Below are 23,385 nucleotides of genomic sequence, written 5' to 3' on the forward strand. Positions count from 1 at the left end.
AATGGATCACACCGGCCCGGTGTCCCGTTGACACCGGGTGCCAGGGCTTCTAGCGTCACGTCTGCGGAAGGTACTAAGCGGTCGCTCACCACCGGGCGCCCCGCGACGCTCCGCATGGGCCGCATCCCCAGGACGAGGAGAGCAGCAATGTCCACCACTGAGCAGCGGGTCGCCGTCGTCACCGGAGCCGCACGCGGCATCGGTGCCGCCACCGCCGTACGACTGGCCGCCGAGGGCCGCGCCGTCGCCGTCATCGACCTCGACGAGGCCGCCTGCAAGGACACCGTGGAGAAGATCACCGCGGCCGGCGGCAAGGCCGTCGCGGTCGGCTGCGACGTCTCCGACGAGGCGCAGGTCGAGGCGGCCGTCGCGCGGATCGCCGAGGAACTGGGCGCGCCGACGATCCTCGTCAACAACGCGGGCGTGCTGCGCGACAACCTGCTGTTCAAGATGAGCGTCTCGGACTGGGACACCGTTATGAACGTGCACCTGCGCGGCGCCTTCCTGATGTCCAAGGCCTGCCAGAAGCACATGGTGGACGCCGGCTTCGGCCGCATCGTCAACCTGTCCTCGTCCTCGGCGCTGGGCAACCGCGGCCAGGTCAACTACTCCGCCGCCAAGGCCGGTCTGCAGGGCTTCACCAAGACCCTCGCCAAGGAGCTCGGCAAGTTCGGCGTGACCGCCAACTCCGTCGCCCCCGGCTTCATCGCCACCGAGATGACCAAGGCCACCGCCGACCGCGTGGGCATGGGCTTCGACGACTTCAAGGCCGCCGCCGCCACCCAGATCCCGGTGGCCCGCGTCGGTGAGCCCGACGACATCGCCAACGCCATCGCCTTCTTCACCGGCGAGGCCGCCGGCTTCGTCTCCGGCCAGGTGCTGTACGTGGCCGGCGGACCGCTCGACTAGGGACCACAGGAGACTGGGGAACACCGACATGACTGAACTTCCCGGACTCTCCGGCAAGGTCGCGCTCGTCACGGGCGCCAGCCGCGGCATCGGCTACGGCGTCGCCGAGGCGCTCGTCGCGCGTGGCGACCGCGTCTGCATCACCGGCCGTAACGAGGACGCCCTGAAGGAGGCCGTCGACAGGCTCGGCTCCGACCGGGTCATCGGCGTCGCGGGCAAGGCGCACGACGAGGCCCACCAGGCCGTCGCCGTCGAGCGCACGATGGACGCCTTCGGCCGCGTCGACTTCCTGGTCAACAACGCCGGCACCAACCCGGTGTTCGGGCCGATCGCCGACCTCGACCTGGACGTCGCGCGCAAGGTCTTCGAGACCAACGTGATCTCGGCGCTCGGCTTCGCCCAGCGCACCTGGCACGCCTGGCAGAAGGACAACGGCGGCGCGATCGTCAACATCGCCTCCGTCGCGGGCCTGTCGCCCTCGCCCTTCATCGCCGCCTACGGCGTCAGCAAGGCCGCGCTGATCAACCTCACCGCCCAGCTCGCGCACGAGTTCGCGCCGGGCGTGCGGGTCAACGCGATCGCCCCGGCCGTCGTGAAGACCAAGTTCGCCGCCGCCCTCTACGAGGGCCGCGAGAAGGAGGCCGCCGCGGGCTACCCACTGGGCCGGCTCGGCGTGCCCTCCGACATCGGCGGCGCCGCCGCCTTCCTCACCTCGGAGCAGTCCGCCTGGGTCACCGGTCAGACCCTCGTGGTCGACGGCGGCATCTTCCTGAACGCCGGTGTGGCCTGATATCGACTGTCGCCGTCCCGCCGGGACGCGCACGAGCACGGGCGCCGTCGACACCGAACGGCGCCCGTGTCCGCGTTTCGAGACCACGGGGAGATGACAACGTAGTCATCGCCGGATGATCAAAACCCCTGCTCAGAAGGGGGTTCAGGGGGTGTGGTGCTGCGGTATGGTCTGCCGACCCTTGGTACGGCGGATCGAGGAGCGTGCGCGTGTTCAACCGGAACCGAGGCCTGCGGCGGGTCGCGGCCATCGTGTCCATATCGTCGCTGGCCACCGGATGCGGCATCCTGTCGCCCGATGGCTCGGACGACGAGGGGCCCATCGTCGTCGGGACGACCAGCGCCCCCAGCACCCTCGATCCGGCCGCCTCCTGGGACGGTTCCTGGGAGCTGTTCCGCAACATCTACCAGACGCTGCTCAGCTACCCCAGCGGTGCGACCGCGCCCCAGCCGGACGCCGCCGAGCAGTGCTCCTTCACCGACGCCTCCCACCAGACCTACCGTTGCGAGCTGCGCGAGGGGCTGGCCTTCTCCAACGGGGACCGGCTGGACGCGCAGGCCGTCAAGCACTCGATCGACCGGGTCAAGCAGATCAACGTCAACGGTGGCCCGGCCGGCCTGCTGGGCACCCTCGAACGGGTCCAGGCGCCGAGCGAGCGCGAAGTGGTCTTCCACCTCAACAAGCCGGACGCCACCTTCCCGTTCGTGCTCGCCACACCCGCCATGTCGATCGTCGAACCAGGCGGCTACCCGGCCGACGCCCTGCGCGAGGACGGCGAGGTCGTCGGTTCCGGCCCCTACGCGCTCCGGTCGTACGCGGACGGCGAGCGGGCCGAGCTGGTCCGCAACGACCGCTACAAGGGCTTCGCCGAACGCCGCAACGACGCGGTGACCGTGCGCTACTTCAAGGACTCCGCCGGCATGGTGAAGGCGCTGCGCGACGGGGAGATCCAGGTCACCTACCGCGGTCTCGCGGCGGACGACATCATCACGCTGCAGCAGCAGACCGGCGAGGACGAGAACCTCCAGCTGGTCGAGGGCAGCGGCACGGAGATCCGCTACCTCGTCTTCAACCCCGAGGACCCGTGGGCGGGCCGGAAGGAAGTGCGCCGGGCCATCGCCCAGGTCGTCGACCGCGCCGCGATCGCCCACACGATCTACCGGGACACCGTCGACCCCCTGTACTCCATGGTCCCCAAGGGCCTCACCGGGCACACCACGGGCTTCTTCGACGACTACGGCGACCCGAGCGTCTCCAAGGCCCGCAAGATCCTCTCCGAAGCCGGCATCACCGAGCCCGTCCCGCTCACGCTCTGGTACACCACCGACCGCTACGGCTCGGAGACGGGCCGGGAGTTCGAGGAGATCGAGCGCCAGCTCGAGTCCTCCGGGCTGTTCCGGGTCACGCTCGAGAACCGCCCGTGGAAGACGTACGTCGCGGGTTACCAGAAGGGCGAGTACCCGGTGTTCGGACGCGGCTGGTCCCCGGACTTCCCGGACGCGGAGAACTTCATCGCGCCCTTCGTCGGCGACCAGAACGCCCTGGGCACGCCCTACCCCGCACCGGAGATCACCGGCGAACTGCTGCCGCGCTCACGCCGGGAGAGTGACCGCGCCAACGTGGAGCGGGACTTCGAGCGGGCGCAGGAGATCCTCGTGGACGACGCCCGGCTGCTGCCGCTGTGGCAGGGCAAGCAGTACGTGGCGGCGCACGCGGACATCTCGGGCGCGGAGGGGGCCATGGACCCCTCGACGATCATGATGATGTGGCAGCTGTACCGGAAGACCAGCTGGTAGGCGCCGGCGGCGGTTCGGGATGTCAGTGGTCGCAGGTAGGTTCTGGGGACTGGAAACGACCGCACACCTTAAGGAAGTCGACGTGACCGACATCGCCATGCTGCCCGAGTCCTGGCGCGAGGTGCTGGGCGGCGAGCTGCAGCAGCCCTACTTCAAGGAACTGGCGGAGTTCGTCGAGGACGAGCGGGCGAACGGCTCCGTCTATCCTCCGCGCGAGGAGGTCTTCGCCGCCCTGGAGGCCACGCCGTACGACCAGGTGAAGGTGCTGGTCCTCGGGCAGGACCCCTATCACGGCGAGGGCCAGGGCCACGGGTTGTGCTTCTCGGTCCGGCCGGGCGTGAAGATCCCGCCCTCCCTGCGGAACATCTACAAGGAGATGCACGCCGAGCTGGACACCCCGATCCCGGACAACGGCTACCTCATGCCCTGGGCTGAGCAGGGCGTCCTGCTGCTCAACGCGGTCCTCACGGTCCGGGCCGGTGAGGCGAACTCGCACAAGGGCCGGGGCTGGGAGCTGTTCACCGACGCGGTGATCCGTGCGGTGGCCGACCGGAGCGACCCGGCGGTGTTCGTGCTGTGGGGCAACTACGCGCAGAAGAAACTGCCGCTGATCGACGAGACGCGGCACGTGGTGGTCAAGGGCGCGCACCCCTCGCCGCTGTCGGCGAAGAAGTTCTTCGGCTCCCGCCCCTTCACGCAGATCAACGAGGCGGTCGCGAGGCAGGGCCACGAGCCGATCGACTGGACCATTCCCGACCTGGGCTGATCCGGAGGTGGGCCCGGCCGGTCGCGGAGCGGCCCGCGCGCGTCACGGGCCGCCTGACCGGGATCGCCGGTATGTGCGGTTAGCGTCGTCGGGGACAGCCGACGACGGGCACGGAGGACGCGGTGACCAAGGGACAGGAGCAGACGGCGCCGGACGCCGTGCTGACGCGGATCGGGCAGGTCGTCATGCTGCACCACGCGGGCGACCGCGAGGAGGCCCGGCACCGCTTCCTCGGTCTGTGGGCGGAGATCGGCGAGCACGGCGACCCGCTGCACCGCTGCACCCTGGCCCATTACCTGGCCGACACCCAGGACGATCCGGGGGACGAACTGGCCTGGGACCTGCGGGCGTTGTCGGCCGCCGAGGAACTCACGCGGGACCGGCCCGCCGACCGGCGGGAGGGTGCGCTCGCCGCGCGTGCCCTCTACCCGTCGCTGCACCTGAACCTGGCCGCCGACTACGACCGGCTCGGCCACCGCGAGGCCGCCCGCCTGCACCTGCGGCGGGCCCGCGGCGCCGCCGAGTCCCTCGCCCCCGACCGCTACGGCGAGGGCGTACGCACGGCGATCGACCGGCTGGAGGCCCGGCTGGCCGCCGCCGGCCCCGCCACGGAGGGTCCCGACCGGCCCGACGGGTGGTGGGGACCGCCGCGCCGCCGGTCCTAGCCGGCCCGGCCCGGCCGCCGTCGCGGTACGTCGTCGCGGTACGCCTCGCGCGTGCCGGTCGTCGTGGGCGGGCGGGACCTCAGTGTCCGTACGCCTGCTCGCAGATGACGGCTTCCGGGCTGCCGGGGCGCCAGCCGCCGTACTGCTTGCCCAGGGAGCACACGTCCGCGTTCGCGCCGGTGTCCGTGCGGGGCGGCGTCTCAGGACCGGCGGGCATCTCGGCGCCGGGCCGCGAGGGCGGGTGCGGCCGCTTCGGCGCCTCGGGGCGGGCGGGCCGCGGCTGCCGTTCACGGCGGGCGGCCGGCGGCGTGGGCCGGGGCAGGGCGGCCGGGGGCGCCGTGCGCCGCGGTTCGCCGGACGCGTGGCCGGGGGTGCGGGAGGGGCCGGTCATCTCCAGCGCCTCACGGGCCGGGGCCTGCACGACGCGCGGCTGGGCCGGTCCGTCCGGGCGCGGCGCGGACGAGTGGACGCCGGCCGCCGGCGGGTCGGCCGAGGCCGGACCGCGGACCGTCGTACAGCCGGCCAGGGTCGAGACGGCCATGGTCAGCAGGAGCGTTGCGGTGGTCGTCGTTCGATGCACCCGCGCCACTCTGGTGGTTCGGACCCCGGACGCGGCGCCGGACCGGCGGAGGTTGCCCCGCACGGGTGATCTCCGGCCCCGTACGGCGGCCCCGGGCGCCGCCGAGGGTGACGTCAGTCTCCCGTGGCGCCGTCGAGGCGTTCGCGGATCAGATCGGCGTGCCCGTTGTGTCGCGCGTACTCCTCGATCATGTGGGTGTGGATCCAGCGCAGGGTGTAGCGCTCACCGGTGTGCCGGTGCCTGCCCCGGGTCGGTTCGTCGAGGGGGACGCCGGCCGCGTTGCGCCGGGCCGCCTCGATCTCGGCCTGCCAGGTGGCGTGGGCCTCGGCGAAGGTGTCCGCCTCGGTCAGACGGAACTCGCCGTCCGGGTCCGCGTCGGAGTAGTGGATCGGCTCCGCGTCCTCGTCCGCCAGCACCCTGCGGTACCAGCTGCGCTCCACCTCGGCCATGTGCCGCACCAGCCCCATCAGGGACAACGTGGAGGGGGCGACGGCGGCGGTCCGGAGCTGGGCGTCGGTGAGGCCCTCGCACTTCCACGCCAGCGTCTGCCGGTGGTACTCCAGCCAGCCCTCCAGCATGGCGCGCTCGTCGAGGTCGGGGACGGGTTCGCGGCGTTCGGTCGTCATGCCCGCATCCTCGCCCACCCCCTCTCCTCCCACCAGGGATTTTTGAGTCCCCGATCATGCCGCCCACACCTCGCGCAGCCCCGCCCGCACCTCCGCCGGTCCGGGTACCTCGGCGTGGAGGGCCCCGGCCACGCAGCTGAACATCGGCCCGTCCGCCCAGGCGACCACCGACAGCACGTGCCGCGCCGGGCCGGGCGAGCCCACGGTGGTGACGAGGGCGCCCGGTTGGTCCCGGAAGCGGGCGCCCGCCGCACCACCTGGCGGCTCGTGGTCCCGCTGCCCGGCGTCGCGTTCGCCTCCCACGAGACCTGGGGCCGGGGCCGCGTCCGGGGCACGCACCCCCTCAAGGTCGGCCGGGTCCACGCCTGCACCGCCGCGCGCCTGCCCCGCACCACGGCCGTCGCCCGCCAGGCCGTCCGGGCCGTCCGGGTCGCCCGGCTCAACCTGACGACCGGCCGCGCCGGGGACCGCCCCGCACGACACCGCGGTCACCGCCCTCCCCGAGGTCCGGCCGGCCCTGTTCCTGCGGAGCTTCGACGGCGTCGCCGACTGGCACCCCCCGCAGCCCCCGTATGCTGCCCAGCACACCCAGGTCGGCGAGCGCAAGAGGAGCACACCCCGTGAAGGTCGGCTGCATCGGACTCGGCGACATCGCGCAGAAGGCCTACCTGCCGGTGCTCGCCGCCCTGCCCGGCATCGAGCTGCACGCGCAGACGCGCACCCCCGCGACGCTCACCCGCGTCGCCGACGGCCTCCGTCTTGCGCCCGGACAGCGCCACGCCGACCTCGGCTCCCTCCTCGCCGAGAATCTCGACGCCGCCTTCGTGCACGCGCCGACGGCCGTCCACCCGGAGATCGTGACGCGGCTGCTGGAGGCCGGCGTCCCGACCTACGTCGACAAGCCGCTCGCCTACGAACTCGCCGGCTCCCGACGGCTGGTGACCCTCGCCGAGGAACGGAACACCGGCCTCGCCGTCGGCTTCAACCGGCGCCACGCCCCCGGATACGCCCAGTGCGCGGAGCACCCGCGCGAGCTGATCCTCATGCAGAAGAACCGCACCGGCCTGCCCGAGGACCCGCGCACGATGATCCTCGACGACTTCATCCACGTCGTCGACACCCTGCGCTTCCTGGTGCCCGGCCCGGTCGACGACGTGACCGTACGGGCCCGCGTCGAGAACGGCCTGCTCCACCACGTCGTCCTCCAGCTCGCCGGGGACGGCTTCACCGCGCTCGGCGTCATGAACCGGCTCAGCGGATCGGCGGAGGAGATCCTGGAGGTCTCCGGCCAGGACACCAAGCGCCAGGTGGTCAACCTCGCCGAGGTGATCGACCACAAGGGCCAGCCGACCGTGCGGCGGCGCGGCGACTGGGTCCCGGTGGCCCGCCAGCGCGGGATCGAGCAGGCGGTGCTCGCCTTCCTCGACGCCGTGCGCGCCGGCGAGGTGCTCAGCGCCCGGGACGCGCTGGAGACCCATGAGCTGTGCGAGCGGGTGGTACGGGCGGTACTGGAGCGTTCCGCCTGAACCGCACCGCCCGTACGCCCTCGGCGGCGGCCCAGGCCCCGAGGACCAGCAGTGCCGCGTGCGGCGCCCAGTCGCCGTGGCGGACGTACGGCGTGCTGCCGTGCGTGAGCGGCACCTCGTAGACGCGCGACGCACTCGCGTCCGTGCCGAGCCACGAGCCGATCCGCGTGCCGTTCGCGTCGTAGACGGCGGAGGCCCCGGTCAGGGTCGCGTGCACCATCGGCCGGCCGGTCTCGGCGGCGCGCAGCGCGGCCAGTGAGGCGTGCTGCGCGGGCGCCCAGGTGCGCTGGAAGGTCGACGTCGACGACTGGGCGAGCAGCACCCGGGCCCCGCCGGCGGCCAGTCGGCGGCTCATGTCGGGGAACGCGCTCTCGAAGCAGACCATCGGCCCCACCCGCAGCCCGTCCCCGAGGTCCATGACGACCTGCTCGGTGCCCCGCCTGCGGTCCTCGCCCGCCGCCTCACCGACGGAGGTGGCCCAGCCGAGCAGGGAACGGGCCGGGACGTACTCCCCGAACGGGACGAGCCGCATCTTGTCGTACCGGTCGCCGGTCGGGCCGTCCGGGCCGACGAGCACCGAACTCTTGTAGATGCCGGGCTTGTCGGAGCGGCGTGCGTCCACGTTGACCAGGATGCCCGCGCCGGTCTCCCGGGACAGCACCGCGAGCCGCCGGGCCAGGTCGGGCCGGTCGTCCAGGTCGAAGCCGACGCTGCTCTCGCCCCAGACGATCAGGTCGAGGTCCCGGCCGGCGAGCCGGCGGGTCAGCCGCTCCTCCCGGTCGAAGCGCCGGTCGGCGCTGTCCGCCCCGCTGACGACGCCGGGCTGGACGACGGCGATCGCGGCGCGCTCGTCGGTCTCGGGGCGCGGTGACCAGACCCAGGCCGCGGAGGCGGCGGCCGCGGTGGCGACGAGCCCGGCCAGGGCGGGCGTCCGGGCCCGGCGTACACCGACGAGCACGGCGACGGCGACGTTGACGGCCACCACGAGGAAGCTCAGCAGCCACACCCCGCCCACCGACGCGAGCCGCAGCGCCGGCGTCACCTGCCACTGGCTCGCGCCGAGCACGCCCCAGGGCCCGCCGAGCCCCTCCCAGGAGCGGACCAGCTCCACCGCCAGCCACCCCGAGGGCAGCACCACGAGCGCCGTCCCGGCCCTGTGGAGCGAGGGCGTTCCGCCCAGCAGCCGGTGCACCAGCCAGCCCCAGGGCGCCCAGAGCGCGCCGAGCAGCGCGGCGACGACGAACGTGAACACGTGCAGGTGGGGCAGCAGCCAGTGGTGCATGACCAGCATGAAGCCGAACCCGCCGCACCACCCGTCGTACGCCGCCCGCCGCCCGCCCGGAGCGGCCCGGACCAGCAGCAGCCAGGGCACCAGGGCGAACCACGCCCACCACCACAGGGCCGGCCCCGGAAAGGCCAGTACGGGGAGCGCGCCGGCCAGCACGGCGGTGCCCGAGCGTCGCCACGGGGAGGCCGTCCAGCGGTCGAGCGTCTTCATGGGCGCCTCCCTGCCCCGTGGTGCCTTCAGTGTGCGCTTCCGCGAGGACGGATCGCAGTTGATCACTGGGATGTCCGGTTCCCGGGAGACGGAGCCTCGCCTAGAATGATCGATGATCGATCAAACGGGTGGCGCGGGGTCGGACGTGCCGGCCGCACGTTCTTCTGCTGGAGGTACTCATGGAGCGTCCCCTCACGGTGGTCACCGGTGGCAGCCGGGGAATCGGCGCGGCGGCCTGTCTGCGTCTCGCGGCGGACGGGCACGACGTCGTCGTGGGCTACGTACGGGACCCGGCGGCCGCCGAGGCGGTCGTGGCCGGGGTGCGCGAGGCCGGCGGCCGGGCTGCCGCGGTGCGGGCCGACACGTCGGTCGAGGCCGACGTCGACCGGCTCTTCGAGGTGGCGGAGGAACGTCTCGGGCCGGTGACGGGACTGGTGAACAACGCGGCGGTGACCGGCCCGCTGGGGCGGCTGGCGGACAGCGACACCGCGGACCTGCGCCGGGTCCTCGACGTCAATCTGCTGGGCGTGCTGCTGTGTTCCCGGCGGGCCGCGCAGCTGATGTCCGCGCGGGGGAGCGGGTCGATCGTGAACGTGTCGTCGGGCGCCGCGACCATCGGCAGTCCGGGGGAGTACGTGCACTACGCGGCGACCAAGGCGGGTGTCGACGCCCTGACCGTGGGGCTGGCCAAGGAACTGGGCCCGGACGGGGTCCGCGTCAACGCGGTCGCGCCCGGGGTCATCGACACCGGGATGCACGCCGCGATGGGCGCCCCGGACCGGGCGTGGGAGATGGGGTCCGCCGTCCCGCTGGGCCGGCCGGGCCGGCCGGAGGAGATCGCGGCGGCGATCTCCTGGCTGATGTCGCCGGACGCCTCGTACACGACGGGCACGGTGCTGCGGGTGGCCGGCGGACGCTGACGCCGGCCTCCGGGCCGACGGCCTTTCACGCGCCGTCGGGCGCGGGTGAGCGGAGGGCGGGCGCGGCCGGGCCGGTCAGGCCGCCTCGATGACCTCACCGCGGATCGCGGACGCCCACTCGACCACCAGCAACTCGTACTCCACGCGCTCCTGCGCCGACAGGGAGCCGCCCGCACGCCGCCACAGCGCACGGATCTGGTCGTTCAGCTCCGCGGCGGACCGCACGGAAGCACGCATCATGGAATCGGGGGACATGCGGGCAAGCCTAGGGGCAAGCACTGACAGTGCGCTACCGGACGGCTACACAGACGGGTTCGGTCAGCCGGCCGACTCCGCGGCGTGCGGGCTGAGGACGCCCGCCGTGACCAGGACGATGATGACGATGCCGAGCGCGATGCGGTACCAGACGAACGGCATGAAGCTCTTGGTCGAGATGAACTTCATGAACCATGCGATGACCGCGTACCCGGTGGCGAACGCGATCACCGTCGCGAACAGCGTCGGTCCCCAGGAGACGTGGTCGTTCTCCATCGCGTCCTTGAGCTCGAAGAGACCGGAGGCGAGCACCGCCGGGATGGCGAGCAGGAACGAGTACCGGGCCGCCGCCTCACGCCGGTAGCCCATGAAGAGCCCGCCGCTGATGGTGGCTCCGGAGCGGGAGACGCCGGGGATGAGGGCCGCCGCCTGGCAGAGGCCGTAGATCAGGCCGTCCCGGACGGTCAGGTTGTCCAGTTCCTTGCGCTGCTGGGGCGCGCGGTGCCGGCCGCCCTTCTCGTCCCGTGCGGCCCTGCGGTCCGCGATGCCGATGATGACGCCCACGACGATCAGCATGGTCGCCGTGATCCGCAGGTCCCGGAACGGCCCCTCGATCTGGTCCTTGAGGGTCAGGCCGAGCACGCCGATCGGGATCGAGCCGACGATCACGAGCCAGCCCATCCGGGCGTCGGGGTCGTGACGCATCGACTTGTCGGTGAGTGACCGGGTCCACGCCGCGAGGATCCGCCCGATGTCCTTGCGGAAGTAGATGAGCACGGCGGCCTCGGTGCCGATCTGCGTGATCGCCGTGAACGCCGCGCCCGGGTCGTGCCAGCCGGAGAACGCCGCGGTCAGGCGCAGGTGCGCGCTGGAGGACACGGGGAGGAACTCGGTCAGCCCCTGGACGAGTCCGAGGATGAGGGATTCAAACCAAGACATGAGGTTACGGAGTCCAAGTGCCGATCGAGAAACGGTCGATGGACACACCGAACCGCCGTGCGCGGTGATCAGGATCTGGCGTGCCGAGGGGCAGCGTAGCGTCCCGAAGTGAAGATCAGCCCACGGGGGTGGGAGGGCACCCACGCGGCGTCGGACCGGTCAGGGCCCGGCCCGGCGGAACGGGCGCTCCGTCAGCGCCCCCGCAGCCGGTGCCGCTTGCGCCAGGCCACCACCGCGCCCGCCAGGCCCGGCAGGGCGATGCACGCCAGCGCGATGAGGAAGGCCGGCGACGTGGGCGTCGAGGCGCGGGCCCCGGCGACGACGTAGGCGGCGGTGTTGGGGACGGACCCGAGCGCCGTCGCCAGCAGGAAGGGCGGCAGGCCCATGCGGGAGACGGCCGCGCAGTAGTTGGCGGCGGCGAAGGGCACCCCGGGGAACAGCCGGGCCGCCAGCATCGAACGGAAACCGTGCCGGCTGAGCTGCCCGTCCGCGGCCTTCAGCCACTTGCCCCGCAGGAGCGGACGGAGCGCCTCCTGGCCCAGCACCCGGCCCAGGCAGAAGGCGATCCCGGCGCCGAGCACCGTCCCCGCCAGAGCCGACGCGAGGCCCAGCTGTGCGCCGAACAGGGCACCGGCGGCCAGGTTCAGCAGCGGACGCGGGACGAAGGCGACGGTGCACAGCCCGTACGCCACCGCGTACGCGACCGCCGCCGTGGCCCCGCCGAGCTGCGGCGGCCACCCGTCGGTCAGCAACTCCTGCGGCCGCAGCAGCAGGACCGCCGTCGCCGCCGAGGCCAGCAGGGCGACGAGCAGGGAGAGCCGGGACCACGGGGAGAGCACGACTCTCGTCAGGCGGGCGGTGAAACCGGTCGGCGCGGCCGGCGGGACCGGTCCGGCGACCGTGACGACGGCGAGCTCCGTTGCGGCGGTCCGGGGTGAGACCGTGGCGGTGCCCCCAGAGCGGGTGGTGGCATCGAACATCCGGTGACACTAACCGACATATGTGTGTGATCGCCGTATGGTGCGTCTCATGAGCGTCACAGCCAGGGGACTTCCGGACGTGCCGCACAGCCCGCTCGCCGACACCGTGGTGGAGCGGCTCACGTCCGTGTACGCCGCCGCGGCCGACCCCGAACGGGCCGCCGCCCTGCGGGCGTACATGCGGGACGCGGCTCCCTTCCTGGGGCTGACCTCCCCTGATCGACGTGCCCTGTCCCGCACCGTCCTGGCGGGGGTGCCCCGTCCCGGCGAGCCGGACCTCGCCGCGATCGCCCTGCGCTGCCGGCGGCTGCCCGAGCGCGAGTACCACTACTTCGCCGTCGACCTCCTGCGCCGGCATGTGACGAAATGCTCGTCCGGACTCCTGCCGGTGGTCCGGCATCTGCTCACCACGGTCTCCTGGTGGGACACCGTCGACCCGCTCTCCGTACACGTGGTGGGAGGACTGGTCGCGGCCGATCGCGACCTCACGGCCGAGACGGACGCCTGGATCGGGGACGCGGACCGCCGGCTGGTCCGTGCGGCCCTGCTCCACCAACTGCGGTACAAGGAGCGCACCGACACCGGCCGCCTCTTCTCCTACTGCCTGCGCCAGGGCGGCCACGACGACTTCTTCGTCCGCAAGGCCATCGGCTGGTGTCTGCGCGAGTACGCCAGGACCGGCCCGGACGCCGTCCGCGCCTTCGTGGCCGAGCACGGACGGCGCCTCGCCCCCCTGTCGGTGCGGGAGGCGCTGCGGAACACCGGCCCGTAGCGGACCGGGCCGGCACTCCAACTCCCGCGCCGCGCAGCCCGTGCGACGCGGCGCAGGGCGTCGGCGAGGATCGGCCTCGTGGTCCGGTACGCCTCCCACCTGGCGGCATCCGCGGTCGGGGACGCCCCGAAGCCTGCCGCCCCCTCGTGCCCGGCCGCCGTCGACGGCGCCCGAAGCCGGCCCTCCCCGGACCGCCCGGCGACCCCGCAGGCGAGGGCCCGCCGGGCACCGGGGTCCCGTCTCCGCCACGAGGGAGCGCCATGTCCCCCACCGCGGGCACAATGAGGGCGTGAACGAAGCCGTACCCGTCAGCCGCGTCACCGACCACGGCACCGCCAAGCTCATGCCCGACGTCGACCGGAGGCGGGCCTGGCTGCTCACCGTCGACGGGGCCCCGCAGTCGTACGTCGACCTGGACGAGCCCGCGCACCTGGAGTTCGAGTACACGCGCCGGCTCGGCCACGTCCTGGACACGGTGGCCGAGGCGGGGCGTGCGCTGGACGTGCTGCACCTCGGCGGTGGCGCGTTGACCCTGCCGCGGTACGTCGCCGCGACCCGGCCCGGCTCGCGGCAGGACGTCGTGGAGGCCGACCGGGCCCTGCTGGACCTGGTCGCCGAGCACCTGCCGCTCCCGGACGGCGCCGGCGTCACCGCGCACGACGCCGACGCCCGCGCCTGGCTGGAAGCCGCCCCCTCGGACTCGGCCGACGTCCTGGTCGCCGACGTCTTCGGGGGCTCCCGGGTGCCCGCGCACCTGACCTCGGTCGCCTACGCCCGGGAGGCGGCACGGGTGCTGCGCGCCGACGGAGTGTACGTGGCCAACCTGGCCGACGGGGCGCCGTTCGGCTTCCTGCGCGCCCAACTGGCCTCGTTCGCCTCGTTCTTCGGAGAGCTGGCGATGATCGCCGAACCGGGGGTGCTGCGCGGGCGGCGCTTCGGCAACGTGGTCCTCGTCGCCGCGCACCGGCCGATCGACACGGCGGCTCTCGCCCGGCGCACCGCCGCCGACGCCTTTCCGGCCAGGGTCGAGCACGGGCCCGGCCTGCGGGACTTCATCGGCGACGCGCGGCCGGTACGGGACGAGGACGCCGTGCCGTCGCCCGAGCCTCCCGCCGGCGCGTTCGGCATCGGCTGAGCGGCGCACGCGGCGCCGCCGGGCCTACGAGTCGGTCGGCGGGGCCTCGGTCAGGCGCACGGTGCTCAGGATCTTCTGGACCGTCGCCTCCGGGATCTCCTCGTCGACGCCCTTGGCGCCGTAGAGGTTCCAGGTGACGAAGTCGCCCGCGCCGTTCTTGAACGCGAAGGTGATCGCCTTGCCCTCGGTGTCGCACTTGCCCTTCTTGGGCGCGCCCTCCGAGTGCGCCGTGATGACGCTGCCCTCGATGCCGGAGGCCGTGGTGTACGGCTTCACCTTGCCGTACTTCACGCTCTTCTTGTCCGGCTCGGTGAAACCGCCGTAGATCCACCACGGCACCCGCGTCTCGGCCGCCTGGTCGGAGTCCTTGGCGCCGCTCTCACCACGTGTGCCCGCGGTCGCGAGGGAGGTGCTCTCCTCGCGGCCGTCCTTGTTCTCGTCGGTCGTGCACCACTCGGACTTCAGGTAGGCCGGGGCGGTGACGGTCGTGCGCTCGATCTCGCCGTCCTCTTCCCACTCGAAGCCGACACTGGTGTCCGTGCTGTCGATCTCCCAGTCCGCGGGCACGTCGAACATGGTGCCGAAGCGGGGGTTGGCGACGACCTTCCAGCCGTCCACGGTCGCCTCCAGCCCGTCGCCGCCCCGCGGGTTGTCCTCACCGCCGGAAGTACTCGGCTCGGCGGACGGGTCCTCGGACTGGGTCGCGGAAGCGCTGGCCGACGGCTTGGTGTCCTTGCCGTCGTCCGCCTGGTCGCCCTTGTCACCGCCCAGGACCAGGAAACCGGTGACACCGGCGGCCACCACCACGGCGAGGGCCGCGACGATCGCGACCACCTTGGTCCGGTTGCCGCCACCGCCACCGCCCGGCGACGGCTGAGGGGCTCCGGCCGGCTGCGGAGCATTCCACTGCTGCTGCCCGTAGGGACCGGGCTGCTGCTGGTAGCCGGGCTGCTGGTACGGATTCGGCTGCTGGTACCCCGGCTGCTGGTACGGATTGTGCTGCGGGTTCTGCTCGCCCCCGGGCGGCTGCTGTCCTGGCCACATGAGCAGTCACCCTAATGCCGCGCAGGACACGATTCGGTCACCGGCCCTTGTCAGGGACGTACCGAAGTCGTGAACGCTCGGCCGGTGCGGGTCCTCCAACGGCACGGACGGACGCGGGCCGGCTCCGAGGGGGCCGGCCCGCGTGGACTCCCCCGACGGCGGCGAGGACGGCGTTCGTCCCGGATGCCTGGCCCCGGATGCTACTCATGGGTAACCTTCGCTCATGAGCGCAGATCAGAAGTCAATCGGCGAGTTGCTCGCCGCCACGGTGCCGATGGTCCGGACCCTGAACCTCGAGTACCTGGAGACCACTCCGGAGAAGGCCGTACTGGCCCTCCCGGACCAGAGCGAGTACCGCAACCACGTCGGCGGTCCGCACGCCGGAGCCATGTTCACGCTGGGCGAGTCGGCCAGCGGCGCAATCGTGCTGGCGGCCTTCGGGGACCAGCTCTCCCGGGCGGTGCCGCTGCCGGTCACCGCGGAGATCGCCTTCAAGAAGATCGCGCTCGGACCGGTCACGGCCACCGCGAGGCTCGGCCGCCCGATCGCCGAGGTCGTCGCGGAGCTGGACGGGGGCGACCGCCCCGAGTTCCCGGTGAGCGTCGCCATCCAGCGCGAGGACGGTGCCGTGACCGGTGAGATGACCGTCATATGGACCCTGCGTCCCCACGGCTGACGCGCGTCCAGCCGGTAGGCTTCCCGGGTCGCCGCGTCCGAGGCGGCCCGGGAAGCGGTGCGTGACCCACCCGGAACCCGTCGGGGGCGCGAATCGGAGGGTCTGGCCTTGCACGTCCAGGAGTGGCTCGACACGGTGCCCGCGGCGGCCGTCTACGCCGTCGTCGCACTCGTCATCGGTCTGGAGAGCCTGGGCATCCCGTTGCCCGGCGAGATCATCCTGGTCTCGGCGGCGCTGCTGTCCTCGCAGCACGGCGGGGTCGACCCGCTGGTCCTGGGGGCCTGCGCCAGTGCGGGCGCCGTGATCGGCGACTCCGTCGGGTACGCCATCGGCCGCAAGGGCGGCCGGCCGCTGCTGGCCCGGCTGGGCCGGAGGTTCCCCCGGCACTTCAGCGAGGGGCACATCGCCACGGCCGAACGCTCGTTCCGGAAGTGGGGCGTGTGGGCCGTCTTCTTCGGCCGCTTCGTCGCCCTGCTGCGCATCTTCGCGGGCCCGCTGGCCGGTGTGCTGCGGATGCCGTACTGGAAGTTCCTGATCGCCAACGTCCTCGGCGGCATCGTCTGGGCGGGCGGCACCACCGCCGTCATCTTCTACGTCGGTGTCGTCGCCGAGTCCTGGCTGAAGCGGTTCTCCTGGCTGGGCCTGGTGGTGGCCGTGGCCATCGGTGTCGCCTCGATGCTGGTTCTGAAGAGGAAGGCGAAGAAGGCCCAGCCCGTCGCCGCCACCAGCGAGTAGGGGCGGGCCCCGGCTCGCCGGGCGTGAACCGGGGGTCCCGTCCACGGGGGCTTCGCCTGCCTGCGGGGTCGGCCTGCGCACGGGGCTTCGCCTGGCTACGGGCGTTCCGTGCCTGCCTGCGGGGTTCCGTTCCTGGCTACGGGGCTTCGCCCACCGCCGCCCGGTGCTCCCCGGCCAGCGCCGCGTACATGGTCCCGTTCAGCGTGACCCCCTGGCGCTCCTCCTCCGACAGCTCCCGCTTCACCTTCGCCGGCACCCCCGCCACCAGCGAGCCCGGCGGCACCCGCATCCCCTGCGGCACCAGGGCCTGGGCCGCGACCAGCGACCCCGCACCGATCACCGCGCCGTTGAGGACCGTGGCACCCATGCCGATCAGGCAGTCGTCCTCGACGGTCGCCCCGTGCACCACGGCGTTGTGCCCGATGGAGACCCGCTCACCGACGGTGACGGGGAAGCCCGGGTCGGCGTGGAGGGTGCAGTTGTCCTGCACGTTGCTGCTCGCGCCGACGGAGATCCGCTCGACGTCGCCGCGCAGCACCGCCCCGTACCAGACGCTCGCCCCGGCGTGCAGCGTCACGTCTCCCACGATCGAGGACGTCGGTGCCACGAAGGCCGCCGCGTCCACCTTCGGTTCCTTGCCACCGATGCCCGTGATCAGCGCCTTCTGCGTCATCGTCGCCTCCTGCTCGGGTGATGTACGGCACCGTACGCCACCCGGTGGGGTGAAGATCACAGGCCTCCCGCCCGGTGCCCGCACCGCGCTCCGATTACCGTGAGCGGGTGCCGAAGCGCAAGAACACGTTCTCGTCCTGGCGGAGCCGCCTCGCGCAGCGGGCCGTCCACGCGGGCTGGGCCTGGGTGCGGCGCACCGGCTCCGTCACCGCCGAACGCCCGGGCCGTTTCCGGTTCGGTGCCCTGGGCACGGGCACCCGGCTGGCGTTCCCGCTCGGCACAGTCTTCGGCGAGCCCTGGATCCACGTGGGCGCCCACTGCATCATCGGCGAGCAGGTCACCCTGACCGCCGGCCTCATGCCGGACCTGGACCTCGGCCCCGAGCCGATCCTGCGCATCGGTGACGGAGTCGTCCTGGGCCGCGGCAGCCACGTCATCGCGGACACCGCGGTCACCATCGGCAGCGACTGCTACTTCGGCCCGTACGTCTACGTCACGTCGACCAACCACTCCTACGACGATCCGCACCAGCCCATCGGCAAGCAGTGGCCCAGGATGGACCCCGTGGAGATCGGGCCGGGCTGCTGGGTCGGCACCGGCGCGGTGATCCTGCCCGGCGCGCGGATCGGACGGAACGTGGTGGTGGCGGCCGGTGCCGTGGTCCGGGGCGCGGTGCCCGACCACGCGGTGGTGGCGGGCGCGCCCGCCCGCGTCGTACGGCGCTGGACGCCCGGGGAGGGCTGGCAGCCGCCGCTGCGGACCCCGGCTCCGGTGCCGATACCCGACGGCGTCACGCCCGGTGAGCTGCGGGCGCTGTCGGAGCTGGACGACGCGGCGGTGGCGCGGCTCGCCGAGCTGGAGGACCGGGCCGAGGCTGCGGGCAAGGTGGCTGAGCCGGCCGCGGAGGGCTGAGCGTCCGCCCGCGGGATCCTGTCGGACCTCGGCGGGACCCCGCCGAGTCGCGCCGTACGCCCCGGCTCGACCACTGTCGGCGCGGTGGCGTGTGCCGGTCCGGGCACCCCTCCGTGTGCCGCTCCGGCACCCCGCCGCCGTAGCCGGCCGGCCTGCGGGAGGCTGGTGGCCGGGGTGGACGGCGCGCCGTCGCGCCCGGTCGCCTCGCAGTACAGTGCGTTGAACGTCCGGGTGCAGCCGGAGGGACTCGCCGGACCGCACCGCGTCATCCACAACAGTGCACGAGAACAGGGACGGAACGTGGCCGACCTCGACCTGCTGACCCAGTCCCTGGCGCGCAACGTCAAGCGCTGGCGCGGCGAGCGCGGCTTCACCCTCGACGCGCTCGCCGCCCGGGCCGGCGTCAGCCGCGGCATGCTCATCCAGATCGAACAGGCCCGGACCAACCCGAGCCTCGGCACGGTGGTGAAGATCGGTGACGCGCTCGGTGTCAGCATCACCACGCTGCTGGACTGGGAGCAGGGACCCACGGTCCGCGTCGTCCCCGCCGAACAGGCGATCCGGCTCTGGCGCACCGATGCCGGCAGTTTCAGCCGGCTGCTCGCCGGGGTGGAGGCGCCCGGCCCGCTGGAGATGTGGCAGTGGCGGCTCATGCCCGGTGAGAGCAGCCCGTCCGACCCGCACCCCACCGGTACGGTCGAGATGGTGCACGTCACGGCCGGGGAACTGACCCTCACCGTCGACGGGACGGCGCACCGCGTGACGACGGGCGCCAGCGCCTCCTTCGAGTCGGACACCCCGCACACGTACGGCAACGAGGGCGACGCCCCGATGGAGATGATCATGGCGGTGTCGGTGCCGCCCGTCCGCTGAGACACCCGTCCACCGTGCCGCCCGCCGTTGTTAGCGTGCCGCCATGCACGCACCCATCGGCAACTTCGACCATGCCACACCCGCCCCGGACTGCCTCGACGCGCTGATCCGCCCGGTCGCCGACGCCGTACGCGACTGGCGCGGCACCACCCCCGCCGAGCGCATCCTCTACGTCGACACCGACCCGCAGTGGGCCGACACCGCCGTCTTCGTCGAGCACTACGGCCGTGATCTGCTCGAACAGTCCGCCAACTGCGTGGTGGTGCACGGCAAGCGGGGCGGCGGTACGACGCCGGCCGCCTGCGTGGTCCTCTCCACCACCCGGGTCGACGTCAACGGGGTCGTACGCCGCCACCTCGGCGCCCGCAAGGCGTCGTTCGCCCCGACGGACACGGCGACGGGCGAGACCGGCATGGAGTACGGCGGCATCACACCGGTCGGCCTGCCCGGCGACTGGCCCGTGCTGGTGGACGCGGCCGTCGTCGACCTGCCGTACGTCCTCGTCGGCAGCGGACGCAGGCGCGGCAAGCTGCTGGTGCCGGGCAAGGCCTTCGCCGAACTGCCGGGAGCCGCGATCCTGGAAGGACTGGGGACCGCCTGACCGGTCACGCGGTCACGCAGACACGTGGTCGCGTCGCGGCCCGGCGCCGGATGCGGTTCGGCGGCCGTCCGCTCCACGGCTGACGGGCGGTCTCAGCCGGTGGTCCGGGCGCCGAGGTACTGCTCGGCGAACGCCGCCGCCGCGGCGGGCGAGTCGAACAGGCGCCGGAGCCGGGCCAGCGCGGCCCCGGCCCGGTGCGGATCGCCCGACGCCGTGCCGTGGTACATCTCCGCGAGCCACTGGGAGAACTCCTGGTAGTCCCACACCCGGGTGAGACAAGCGGCCGAGTAACCGGCCAGACCCGTGTCGTCGCCCCTGGTCAGGTGCCCGACCAGCCCGTCGCCGAGCAGGAAGGCGTCGTGCAGGGCGAGGTTCAGGCCTTTGGCCGCGATGGGCGCGGTGAGGTGGGCGGCGTCCCCGGCCAGGAAGAGGCGCCCGAGGGCCATGGGCTCGACGACGTAGCCGTGCATGTCCAGGACGCGCTTCTCGAGCAGGCGTCCCTCCTGGAGCGGCGGCGCCCCGGCCGCGCCGAGCCGTTCCCGCAGCTCCGCCCAGACCCGCTCGTGCGGCCAGTTCTCCGGGTCGTCACCCGGCGGGCACTGGAGGTAGTAGCGGGTCACCTCGGGGCTGCGCGCCATGTGGCCCGCGAATCCGCGCGGATGCATGCCGAAGACGACACAGTCCGCGGACGGGGGCGCCTCGGCGAGCAGTGCCAGCCAGCCGACGCCGTAGTCGTGGCGGGCCACCCGGACCCGCCCGGGTGGCAACGCCGCCCGGGTCGCCCCGCGCGCACCGTCGCATCCCGCGACGAAGCCGGCCTGAACGGTGCGCCGCTCACCGGAGTCGGGGCACACGTACGACACCGACGGCCGGCCGGAGTCCAGCCCGTGCGGGCGGACGTCCCGGACGCCGAACCGGATCTCCCCGCCCCGCACGTCCGCGTACTCCCGGACCAGGTCCGTGACGAGGAACTGCTGCGGGTAGAAGAAGTGGTGACGGCCGGTGAGCCCGGTGTACTCGAACCGGTACCGCTCCCCGGCGAACCGGAACTCGCATTCGGTGTGCGCCTGGGCCCGCTCCAGCAGGTTCCGCGCCAGTCCGCGCCGCTCCAGCCCGCGTACGGCCCACTCCTCGATGACCCCGGCCCGGGGCCGCCGCTCGATGGACTCACGGGTCTCGGTCTCCAGGACCAGACAGTCCACGCCCGCGGCGCGCAGGATGTTGCCGACGGTGAGCCCGGCGGGTCCCGCCCCCACGACGACGACCGGGAAGCGCTGCTCGGCGCCGGAACGGCGAGGGGCTGTGGTCACTCGAACAGTATGTCGGCGGTGTGCGGCCCACGGAAACCGTCCGGGCGGCCCTCCCTGCCACGGCCACGGGGGCCCGGCTCCGCCGGATCAGCCGAGCCCCGGGATCAGCCGAGCCGCCGGATCAGCCGAGCCGCCGGATCAGCCGAGCCGCGGGATCTCGATCGCCGGGCAGCGGTCCATCACCATCTCCAGGCCCGCGGCCCGGGTCCGCTCGTACGCGGCCTCGTCGAGCACGCCGAGCTGGAACCACACGGCCCGGGCGCCCTTCGCGACCGCCTCGTCGGCCACCGGCCCGGCCAGATCGCTGTTGACGAAGACGTCGACGACGTCCACGTCGAAGGGGACGTCCGCGAGGGAGGCGTAACCCCGCTCGCCGTGCACCGTCTCCGCCTTGGGATGCACGGGCACGACACGCTTGCCGAAGCGCCGCAGCACCTCGGCCACGCCGTACGCCGCACGCTGTCGGTTGGACGACAGGCCGACCACGGCCCAGGTGTCGCCGAGCTCGGTGAGGATCTTGCGGACGGTTGCCTCGTCGCCGTACACCGGCGGCCTCCTTGGACTCCTGGACGACTCGCGTGTCGCGCCTTCCGGTGGGGACAACGGACGGCGGTGCGCCGGGATTCCCCGCACGCGGCGCTTCCCGGTGCGCCCGGCACGGGGGCGCGCCCCGGTGCGCCCCGCCCCCGCCCCGCCTACGCTCACCCCGTGCTGCACATCATCGACGCCCGGACCGCCGTACTCACCCCCGCCGCACCCGCCCGCCGGGGCGCGACCCGTGTCGAGGCGCACGCGCCGGGCCGCGACGCGACCGGACTGCGCGTGCTGCTCGTCGCCGACCTGCTGGTCCGCGCCCTGGAACTCGACAGCACGCCCGCGTGGGCACTGCTGAGGGGGGCGGAGGACGAGGAGGGCGGAGCGCCGGTGCGTGCGGACGCGGCTGCCCTCGGCATCCGTCCTTTCGAGGCCGGCGGCGCCGCCGGCTCCGGACCGGGCGCCGGCCAGGCCGTGCACGTGGTGCGCGAGGGCCGGACCGTCCCGGACGGGGCGACGCTCGCCGTGGCCCCGGTGCATCCGGCCGCACCGGACCTCGGCGACCCCGACGCTCTGCGCCTCGCCCTGCTGTCGCGGCACCACCACGCGCGCGTGGAGCTCGACGCGACCGAGCTGGACGAGGCCCGGGACACCCTCGCGCGCTGGCGCCGCGCGGTCGCCGCCTGGGCGCGGCAGCCGTCGCGTCCCGTCCCGGGCGAGGTGCGCGACCGGCTGCGAGCCGCCTGGGACGACGACCTGGACGCACCCGGGGTCCTGCGGGTCCTGCGTGGCGTGGAGGACGACCCGGGCCTTCCGGACGGAGCGCGGTTCGAGACCTACGCCTACGCCGACCGCTTCCTCGGACTCCACCTCGCCCGGGACGTCGGAGCCCTGGAATGACCGGCCCGCACCACCCCGTACCCGGGTGAAGCACGCCCCCAGGCGACCACCGTGGCGGCCCCGACGACAGAACCCCGCCGACCCCGCCGACCCCGCCGACCCCGCCGACCGCGCCGCGGGGCGGACGGTCGCGAGCGCATAGGCTGGCCGGATGCAGGACGAGTACCGCACGGTCGCCCGCGCGGGTGTGCACGAGACCGAGATCAACCGCTCCCGCTTCCTGTGCGCCCTCGCCCCGGCCGCGACCGAGCAGGAGGCCCAGGCGTTCATCGCGGTCGTACGCAAGAAGCACGCGGACGCCTCCCACAACTGCTGGGCGTACGTCATCGGCGCCGACGCCGGCGTCCAGAAGGCGAGCGACGACGGCGAGCCCGGGGGCACCGCCGGGGTGCCGATGCTCCAGATGCTGCTGCGCCGCGACATGCGGTACGTCGTCGCGGTCGTCACCCGGTACTACGGCGGCGTCAAGCTCGGTGCGGGCGGCCTCATCCGCGCCTACGGCGGCGCGGTCGGCGAGGCCCTGGACGACCTCGGCACGCTCACCCGCCGCCGGTTCCGGCTGGCCACCGTGACCGTCGACCACCAGCGGGCCGGCAAGCTCCAGAACGACCTGCACGCGGCGGGACGCGCGGTCCGCGACGTGCGGTACGCCGAGGCGGTCACCATCGAGGTCGGTCTGCCGGAGGCCGACGTGGACGCCTTCCGGTCCTGGCTCGCGGACGCCACCGCCGGGTCGGCCGGGTTCGAACTCGGCGGCGAGGCGTACGGCGACGCGTGACGCCGCGGCCCACGGCGAACGGCAAGGACGACGCGCGAACGGCCGGCGAACGGCAAGGGCCACGCGCGACGGCCGGCGAACGGCAAGGGCAGCGGGCAGCGGGCAAGGGCCGGCGAACGGCAAGGGCAATATGGGCAATCAGGGCGTAATCCGCTTTTGTGAGGCGGTGTGAGGGGCGAAACAGGAGTAACCG

The 23,385-nt window shown here is 73.4% G+C and carries 27 protein-coding genes and 1 pseudogene; 17 read left to right on the forward strand and 11 right to left on the reverse strand.

Annotation, left to right across the window (positions count from 1 at the left end; translation table 11 throughout):
• Positions 1-147 precede the first annotated feature (147 nt).
• From fabG to ACVV2G_RS12130, 5 genes are all read left to right on the forward strand, one after another.
• Complete coding sequence (gene fabG, locus ACVV2G_RS12110; RefSeq protein WP_453842667.1) at positions 148-909, forward strand: 3-oxoacyl-ACP reductase FabG; 762 nt, start codon at positions 148-150, stop codon at positions 907-909.
• A 28-nt stretch (positions 910-937) separates the two neighbouring features.
• Positions 938-1,699, forward strand: coding sequence for an SDR family oxidoreductase (locus ACVV2G_RS12115; RefSeq protein ID WP_453842668.1), 762 nt, complete (start codon positions 938-940; stop codon positions 1,697-1,699).
• A gap of 209 nt (positions 1,700-1,908) precedes the next feature.
• Entirely contained in the window at positions 1,909-3,495 is a 1,587-nt protein-coding gene (locus ACVV2G_RS12120; protein WP_453842669.1) for an ABC transporter substrate-binding protein, read from the forward strand.
• Between the two features lie 82 nt (positions 3,496-3,577).
• Complete coding sequence (ung, locus tag ACVV2G_RS12125) at positions 3,578-4,261, forward strand: uracil-DNA glycosylase (protein WP_453842670.1); 684 nt, start codon at positions 3,578-3,580, stop codon at positions 4,259-4,261.
• Positions 4,262-4,383: 122 nt separating this feature from the next.
• Positions 4,384-4,926, forward strand: coding sequence for a hypothetical protein (locus tag ACVV2G_RS12130; RefSeq protein WP_453842671.1), 543 nt, complete (start codon positions 4,384-4,386; stop codon positions 4,924-4,926).
• Between the two features lie 79 nt (positions 4,927-5,005).
• Here the strand turns inward: ACVV2G_RS12130 and ACVV2G_RS12135 are convergent, their stop codons facing one another.
• From ACVV2G_RS12135 to ACVV2G_RS12145, 3 genes are all read right to left on the reverse strand, one after another.
• Positions 5,006-5,506, reverse strand: coding sequence for a hypothetical protein (locus ACVV2G_RS12135; RefSeq protein WP_453842672.1), 501 nt, complete (start codon positions 5,504-5,506; stop codon positions 5,006-5,008).
• A 113-nt stretch (positions 5,507-5,619) separates the two neighbouring features.
• Complete coding sequence (locus ACVV2G_RS12140; RefSeq protein ID WP_453842673.1) at positions 5,620-6,132, reverse strand: DinB family protein; 513 nt, start codon at positions 6,130-6,132, stop codon at positions 5,620-5,622.
• 54 nt (positions 6,133-6,186) lie between these two features.
• Entirely contained in the window at positions 6,187-6,495 is a 309-nt protein-coding gene (locus ACVV2G_RS12145; RefSeq protein WP_453842841.1) for a hypothetical protein, read from the reverse strand.
• Between ACVV2G_RS12145 and ACVV2G_RS12150 the strand changes: the two are divergent.
• Together ACVV2G_RS12150 and ACVV2G_RS12155 are read left to right on the forward strand one after the other, a co-directional pair.
• Positions 6,385-6,733, forward strand: a pseudogene (locus ACVV2G_RS12150) (monooxygenase); the annotation flags it as partial. The gene ACVV2G_RS12145 and the pseudogene ACVV2G_RS12150 overlap by 111 nt on opposite strands.
• A gap of 19 nt (positions 6,734-6,752) precedes the next feature.
• A complete protein-coding gene (locus tag ACVV2G_RS12155; protein WP_453842674.1) occupies positions 6,753-7,658 on the forward strand; it encodes a Gfo/Idh/MocA family protein in 906 nt (301 codons plus the stop codon).
• Here ACVV2G_RS12155 and lnt read toward each other — a convergent pair.
• Complete coding sequence (lnt, locus tag ACVV2G_RS12160) at positions 7,582-9,156, reverse strand: apolipoprotein N-acyltransferase (protein WP_453842675.1); 1,575 nt, start codon at positions 9,154-9,156, stop codon at positions 7,582-7,584. The genes ACVV2G_RS12155 and lnt overlap by 77 nt on opposite strands.
• Positions 9,157-9,335: 179 nt before the next feature.
• Between lnt and ACVV2G_RS12165 the strand changes: the two genes are divergently transcribed.
• Complete coding sequence (locus ACVV2G_RS12165) at positions 9,336-10,076, forward strand: SDR family NAD(P)-dependent oxidoreductase (protein ID WP_453842676.1); 741 nt, start codon at positions 9,336-9,338, stop codon at positions 10,074-10,076.
• A gap of 75 nt (positions 10,077-10,151) precedes the next feature.
• Here ACVV2G_RS12165 and ACVV2G_RS12170 read toward each other — a convergent pair whose 3' ends face one another.
• The 3 genes from ACVV2G_RS12170 to ACVV2G_RS12180 form a co-directional block, all read right to left on the reverse strand.
• Positions 10,152-10,331, reverse strand: a complete 180-nt coding sequence (locus tag ACVV2G_RS12170; RefSeq protein WP_453842677.1) for a hypothetical protein — start codon at positions 10,329-10,331, stop codon at positions 10,152-10,154.
• Positions 10,332-10,394: 63 nt separating this feature from the next.
• Positions 10,395-11,270 (reverse strand): undecaprenyl-diphosphate phosphatase, encoded by an 876-nt coding sequence (locus tag ACVV2G_RS12175; RefSeq protein ID WP_453842678.1) that lies wholly within the window; start codon positions 11,268-11,270, stop codon positions 10,395-10,397.
• A gap of 191 nt (positions 11,271-11,461) precedes the next feature.
• Positions 11,462-12,250, reverse strand: coding sequence for a TVP38/TMEM64 family protein (locus ACVV2G_RS12180; protein WP_453842679.1), 789 nt, complete (start codon positions 12,248-12,250; stop codon positions 11,462-11,464).
• A 49-nt stretch (positions 12,251-12,299) separates the two neighbouring features.
• Between ACVV2G_RS12180 and ACVV2G_RS12185 the strand changes: the two genes are divergently transcribed.
• Together ACVV2G_RS12185 and ACVV2G_RS12190 are read left to right on the forward strand one after the other, a co-directional pair.
• Complete coding sequence (locus ACVV2G_RS12185; protein WP_453842680.1) at positions 12,300-13,022, forward strand: DNA alkylation repair protein; 723 nt, start codon at positions 12,300-12,302, stop codon at positions 13,020-13,022.
• A gap of 289 nt (positions 13,023-13,311) precedes the next feature.
• Entirely contained in the window at positions 13,312-14,157 is an 846-nt protein-coding gene (locus ACVV2G_RS12190) for a spermidine synthase (RefSeq protein ID WP_453842681.1), read from the forward strand.
• 24 nt (positions 14,158-14,181) lie between these two features.
• Here ACVV2G_RS12190 and ACVV2G_RS12195 read toward each other — a convergent pair whose 3' ends face one another.
• Positions 14,182-15,201, reverse strand: a complete 1,020-nt coding sequence (locus ACVV2G_RS12195; RefSeq protein ID WP_453842682.1) for a DUF8017 domain-containing protein — start codon at positions 15,199-15,201, stop codon at positions 14,182-14,184.
• Positions 15,202-15,424: 223 nt separating this feature from the next.
• Here ACVV2G_RS12195 and ACVV2G_RS12200 point away from each other — a divergent pair, with 223 nt between their 5' ends.
• Both ACVV2G_RS12200 and ACVV2G_RS12205 read left to right on the forward strand, forming a co-directional pair.
• Positions 15,425-15,877 (forward strand): DUF4442 domain-containing protein, encoded by a 453-nt coding sequence (locus ACVV2G_RS12200; protein ID WP_453842683.1) that lies wholly within the window; start codon positions 15,425-15,427, stop codon positions 15,875-15,877.
• Positions 15,878-15,985: 108 nt separating this feature from the next.
• Positions 15,986-16,612, forward strand: a complete 627-nt coding sequence (locus ACVV2G_RS12205; protein WP_453842684.1) for a DedA family protein — start codon at positions 15,986-15,988, stop codon at positions 16,610-16,612.
• A 136-nt stretch (positions 16,613-16,748) separates the two neighbouring features.
• Here ACVV2G_RS12205 and ACVV2G_RS12210 read toward each other — a convergent pair whose 3' ends face one another.
• A complete protein-coding gene (locus ACVV2G_RS12210; protein ID WP_453842685.1) occupies positions 16,749-17,285 on the reverse strand; it encodes a gamma carbonic anhydrase family protein in 537 nt (178 codons plus the stop codon).
• A gap of 107 nt (positions 17,286-17,392) precedes the next feature.
• On the opposite strand from ACVV2G_RS12210, the gene ACVV2G_RS12215 reads away from it, so the two are divergent.
• The 3 genes from ACVV2G_RS12215 to ACVV2G_RS12225 all read left to right on the forward strand — a co-directional run bounded on the left by ACVV2G_RS12215 (position 17,393) and on the right by ACVV2G_RS12225 (position 19,670).
• Positions 17,393-18,196, forward strand: coding sequence for an acyltransferase (locus ACVV2G_RS12215; RefSeq protein ID WP_453842686.1), 804 nt, complete (start codon positions 17,393-17,395; stop codon positions 18,194-18,196).
• A gap of 300 nt (positions 18,197-18,496) precedes the next feature.
• Positions 18,497-19,069 carry a helix-turn-helix domain-containing protein gene (locus tag ACVV2G_RS12220; RefSeq protein ID WP_453842687.1) on the forward strand — a complete coding sequence of 191 codons (573 nt, stop codon included), beginning with the start codon at positions 18,497-18,499 and terminating at the stop codon, positions 19,067-19,069.
• Between the two features lie 43 nt (positions 19,070-19,112).
• Positions 19,113-19,670: a YbaK/EbsC family protein gene (locus ACVV2G_RS12225; protein WP_453842689.1), complete on the forward strand. Its 558-nt coding sequence runs from the start codon at positions 19,113-19,115 to the stop codon at positions 19,668-19,670.
• A 92-nt stretch (positions 19,671-19,762) separates the two neighbouring features.
• Here ACVV2G_RS12225 and ACVV2G_RS12230 read toward each other — a convergent pair whose 3' ends face one another.
• Positions 19,763-20,980: a 4-hydroxybenzoate 3-monooxygenase gene (locus ACVV2G_RS12230; protein ID WP_453842690.1), complete on the reverse strand. Its 1,218-nt coding sequence runs from the start codon at positions 20,978-20,980 to the stop codon at positions 19,763-19,765.
• Between the two features lie 138 nt (positions 20,981-21,118).
• A complete protein-coding gene (locus ACVV2G_RS12235; RefSeq protein WP_453842691.1) occupies positions 21,119-21,526 on the reverse strand; it encodes a CoA-binding protein in 408 nt (135 codons plus the stop codon).
• A 162-nt stretch (positions 21,527-21,688) separates the two neighbouring features.
• Here ACVV2G_RS12235 and ACVV2G_RS12240 point away from each other — a divergent pair, with 162 nt between their 5' ends.
• Positions 21,689-22,414 (forward strand): hypothetical protein, encoded by a 726-nt coding sequence (locus ACVV2G_RS12240; protein ID WP_453842692.1) that lies wholly within the window; start codon positions 21,689-21,691, stop codon positions 22,412-22,414.
• Between the two features lie 151 nt (positions 22,415-22,565).
• Positions 22,566-23,192 (forward strand): YigZ family protein, encoded by a 627-nt coding sequence (locus ACVV2G_RS12245; protein ID WP_453842693.1) that lies wholly within the window; start codon positions 22,566-22,568, stop codon positions 23,190-23,192.
• Positions 23,193-23,385 lie beyond the last annotated feature (193 nt).

Source organism: Streptomyces sp. JK94 (genome assembly GCF_053613315.1).

Coding starts and splice junctions, on each gene's coding strand:
- ACVV2G_RS12175 (WP_453842678.1), bottom strand. CDS start 11,270: ATGTCTTGGTTTGAATCCCTCATCCTCGGACTCGTCCAGGGGCTGACC.
- ACVV2G_RS12115 (WP_453842668.1), top strand. CDS start 938: ATGACTGAACTTCCCGGACTCTCCGGCAAGGTCGCGCTCGTCACGGGC.
- ACVV2G_RS12245 (WP_453842693.1), top strand. CDS start 22,566: ATGCAGGACGAGTACCGCACGGTCGCCCGCGCGGGTGTGCACGAGACC.
- fabG (WP_453842667.1), top strand. CDS start 148: ATGTCCACCACTGAGCAGCGGGTCGCCGTCGTCACCGGAGCCGCACGC.
- ACVV2G_RS12140 (WP_453842673.1), bottom strand. CDS start 6,132: ATGACGACCGAACGCCGCGAACCCGTCCCCGACCTCGACGAGCGCGCC.
- ACVV2G_RS12195 (WP_453842682.1), bottom strand. CDS start 15,201: ATGTGGCCAGGACAGCAGCCGCCCGGGGGCGAGCAGAACCCGCAGCAC.
- ACVV2G_RS12185 (WP_453842680.1), top strand. CDS start 12,300: ATGAGCGTCACAGCCAGGGGACTTCCGGACGTGCCGCACAGCCCGCTC.
- ACVV2G_RS12200 (WP_453842683.1), top strand. CDS start 15,425: ATGAGCGCAGATCAGAAGTCAATCGGCGAGTTGCTCGCCGCCACGGTG.
- ACVV2G_RS12165 (WP_453842676.1), top strand. CDS start 9,336: ATGGAGCGTCCCCTCACGGTGGTCACCGGTGGCAGCCGGGGAATCGGC.
- ACVV2G_RS12210 (WP_453842685.1), bottom strand. CDS start 17,285: ATGACGCAGAAGGCGCTGATCACGGGCATCGGTGGCAAGGAACCGAAG.
- ACVV2G_RS12170 (WP_453842677.1), bottom strand. CDS start 10,331: ATGTCCCCCGATTCCATGATGCGTGCTTCCGTGCGGTCCGCCGCGGAG.
- ACVV2G_RS12225 (WP_453842689.1), top strand. CDS start 19,113: ATGCACGCACCCATCGGCAACTTCGACCATGCCACACCCGCCCCGGAC.
- lnt (WP_453842675.1), bottom strand. CDS start 9,156: ATGAAGACGCTCGACCGCTGGACGGCCTCCCCGTGGCGACGCTCGGGC.
- ACVV2G_RS12180 (WP_453842679.1), bottom strand. CDS start 12,250: ATGTTCGATGCCACCACCCGCTCTGGGGGCACCGCCACGGTCTCACCC.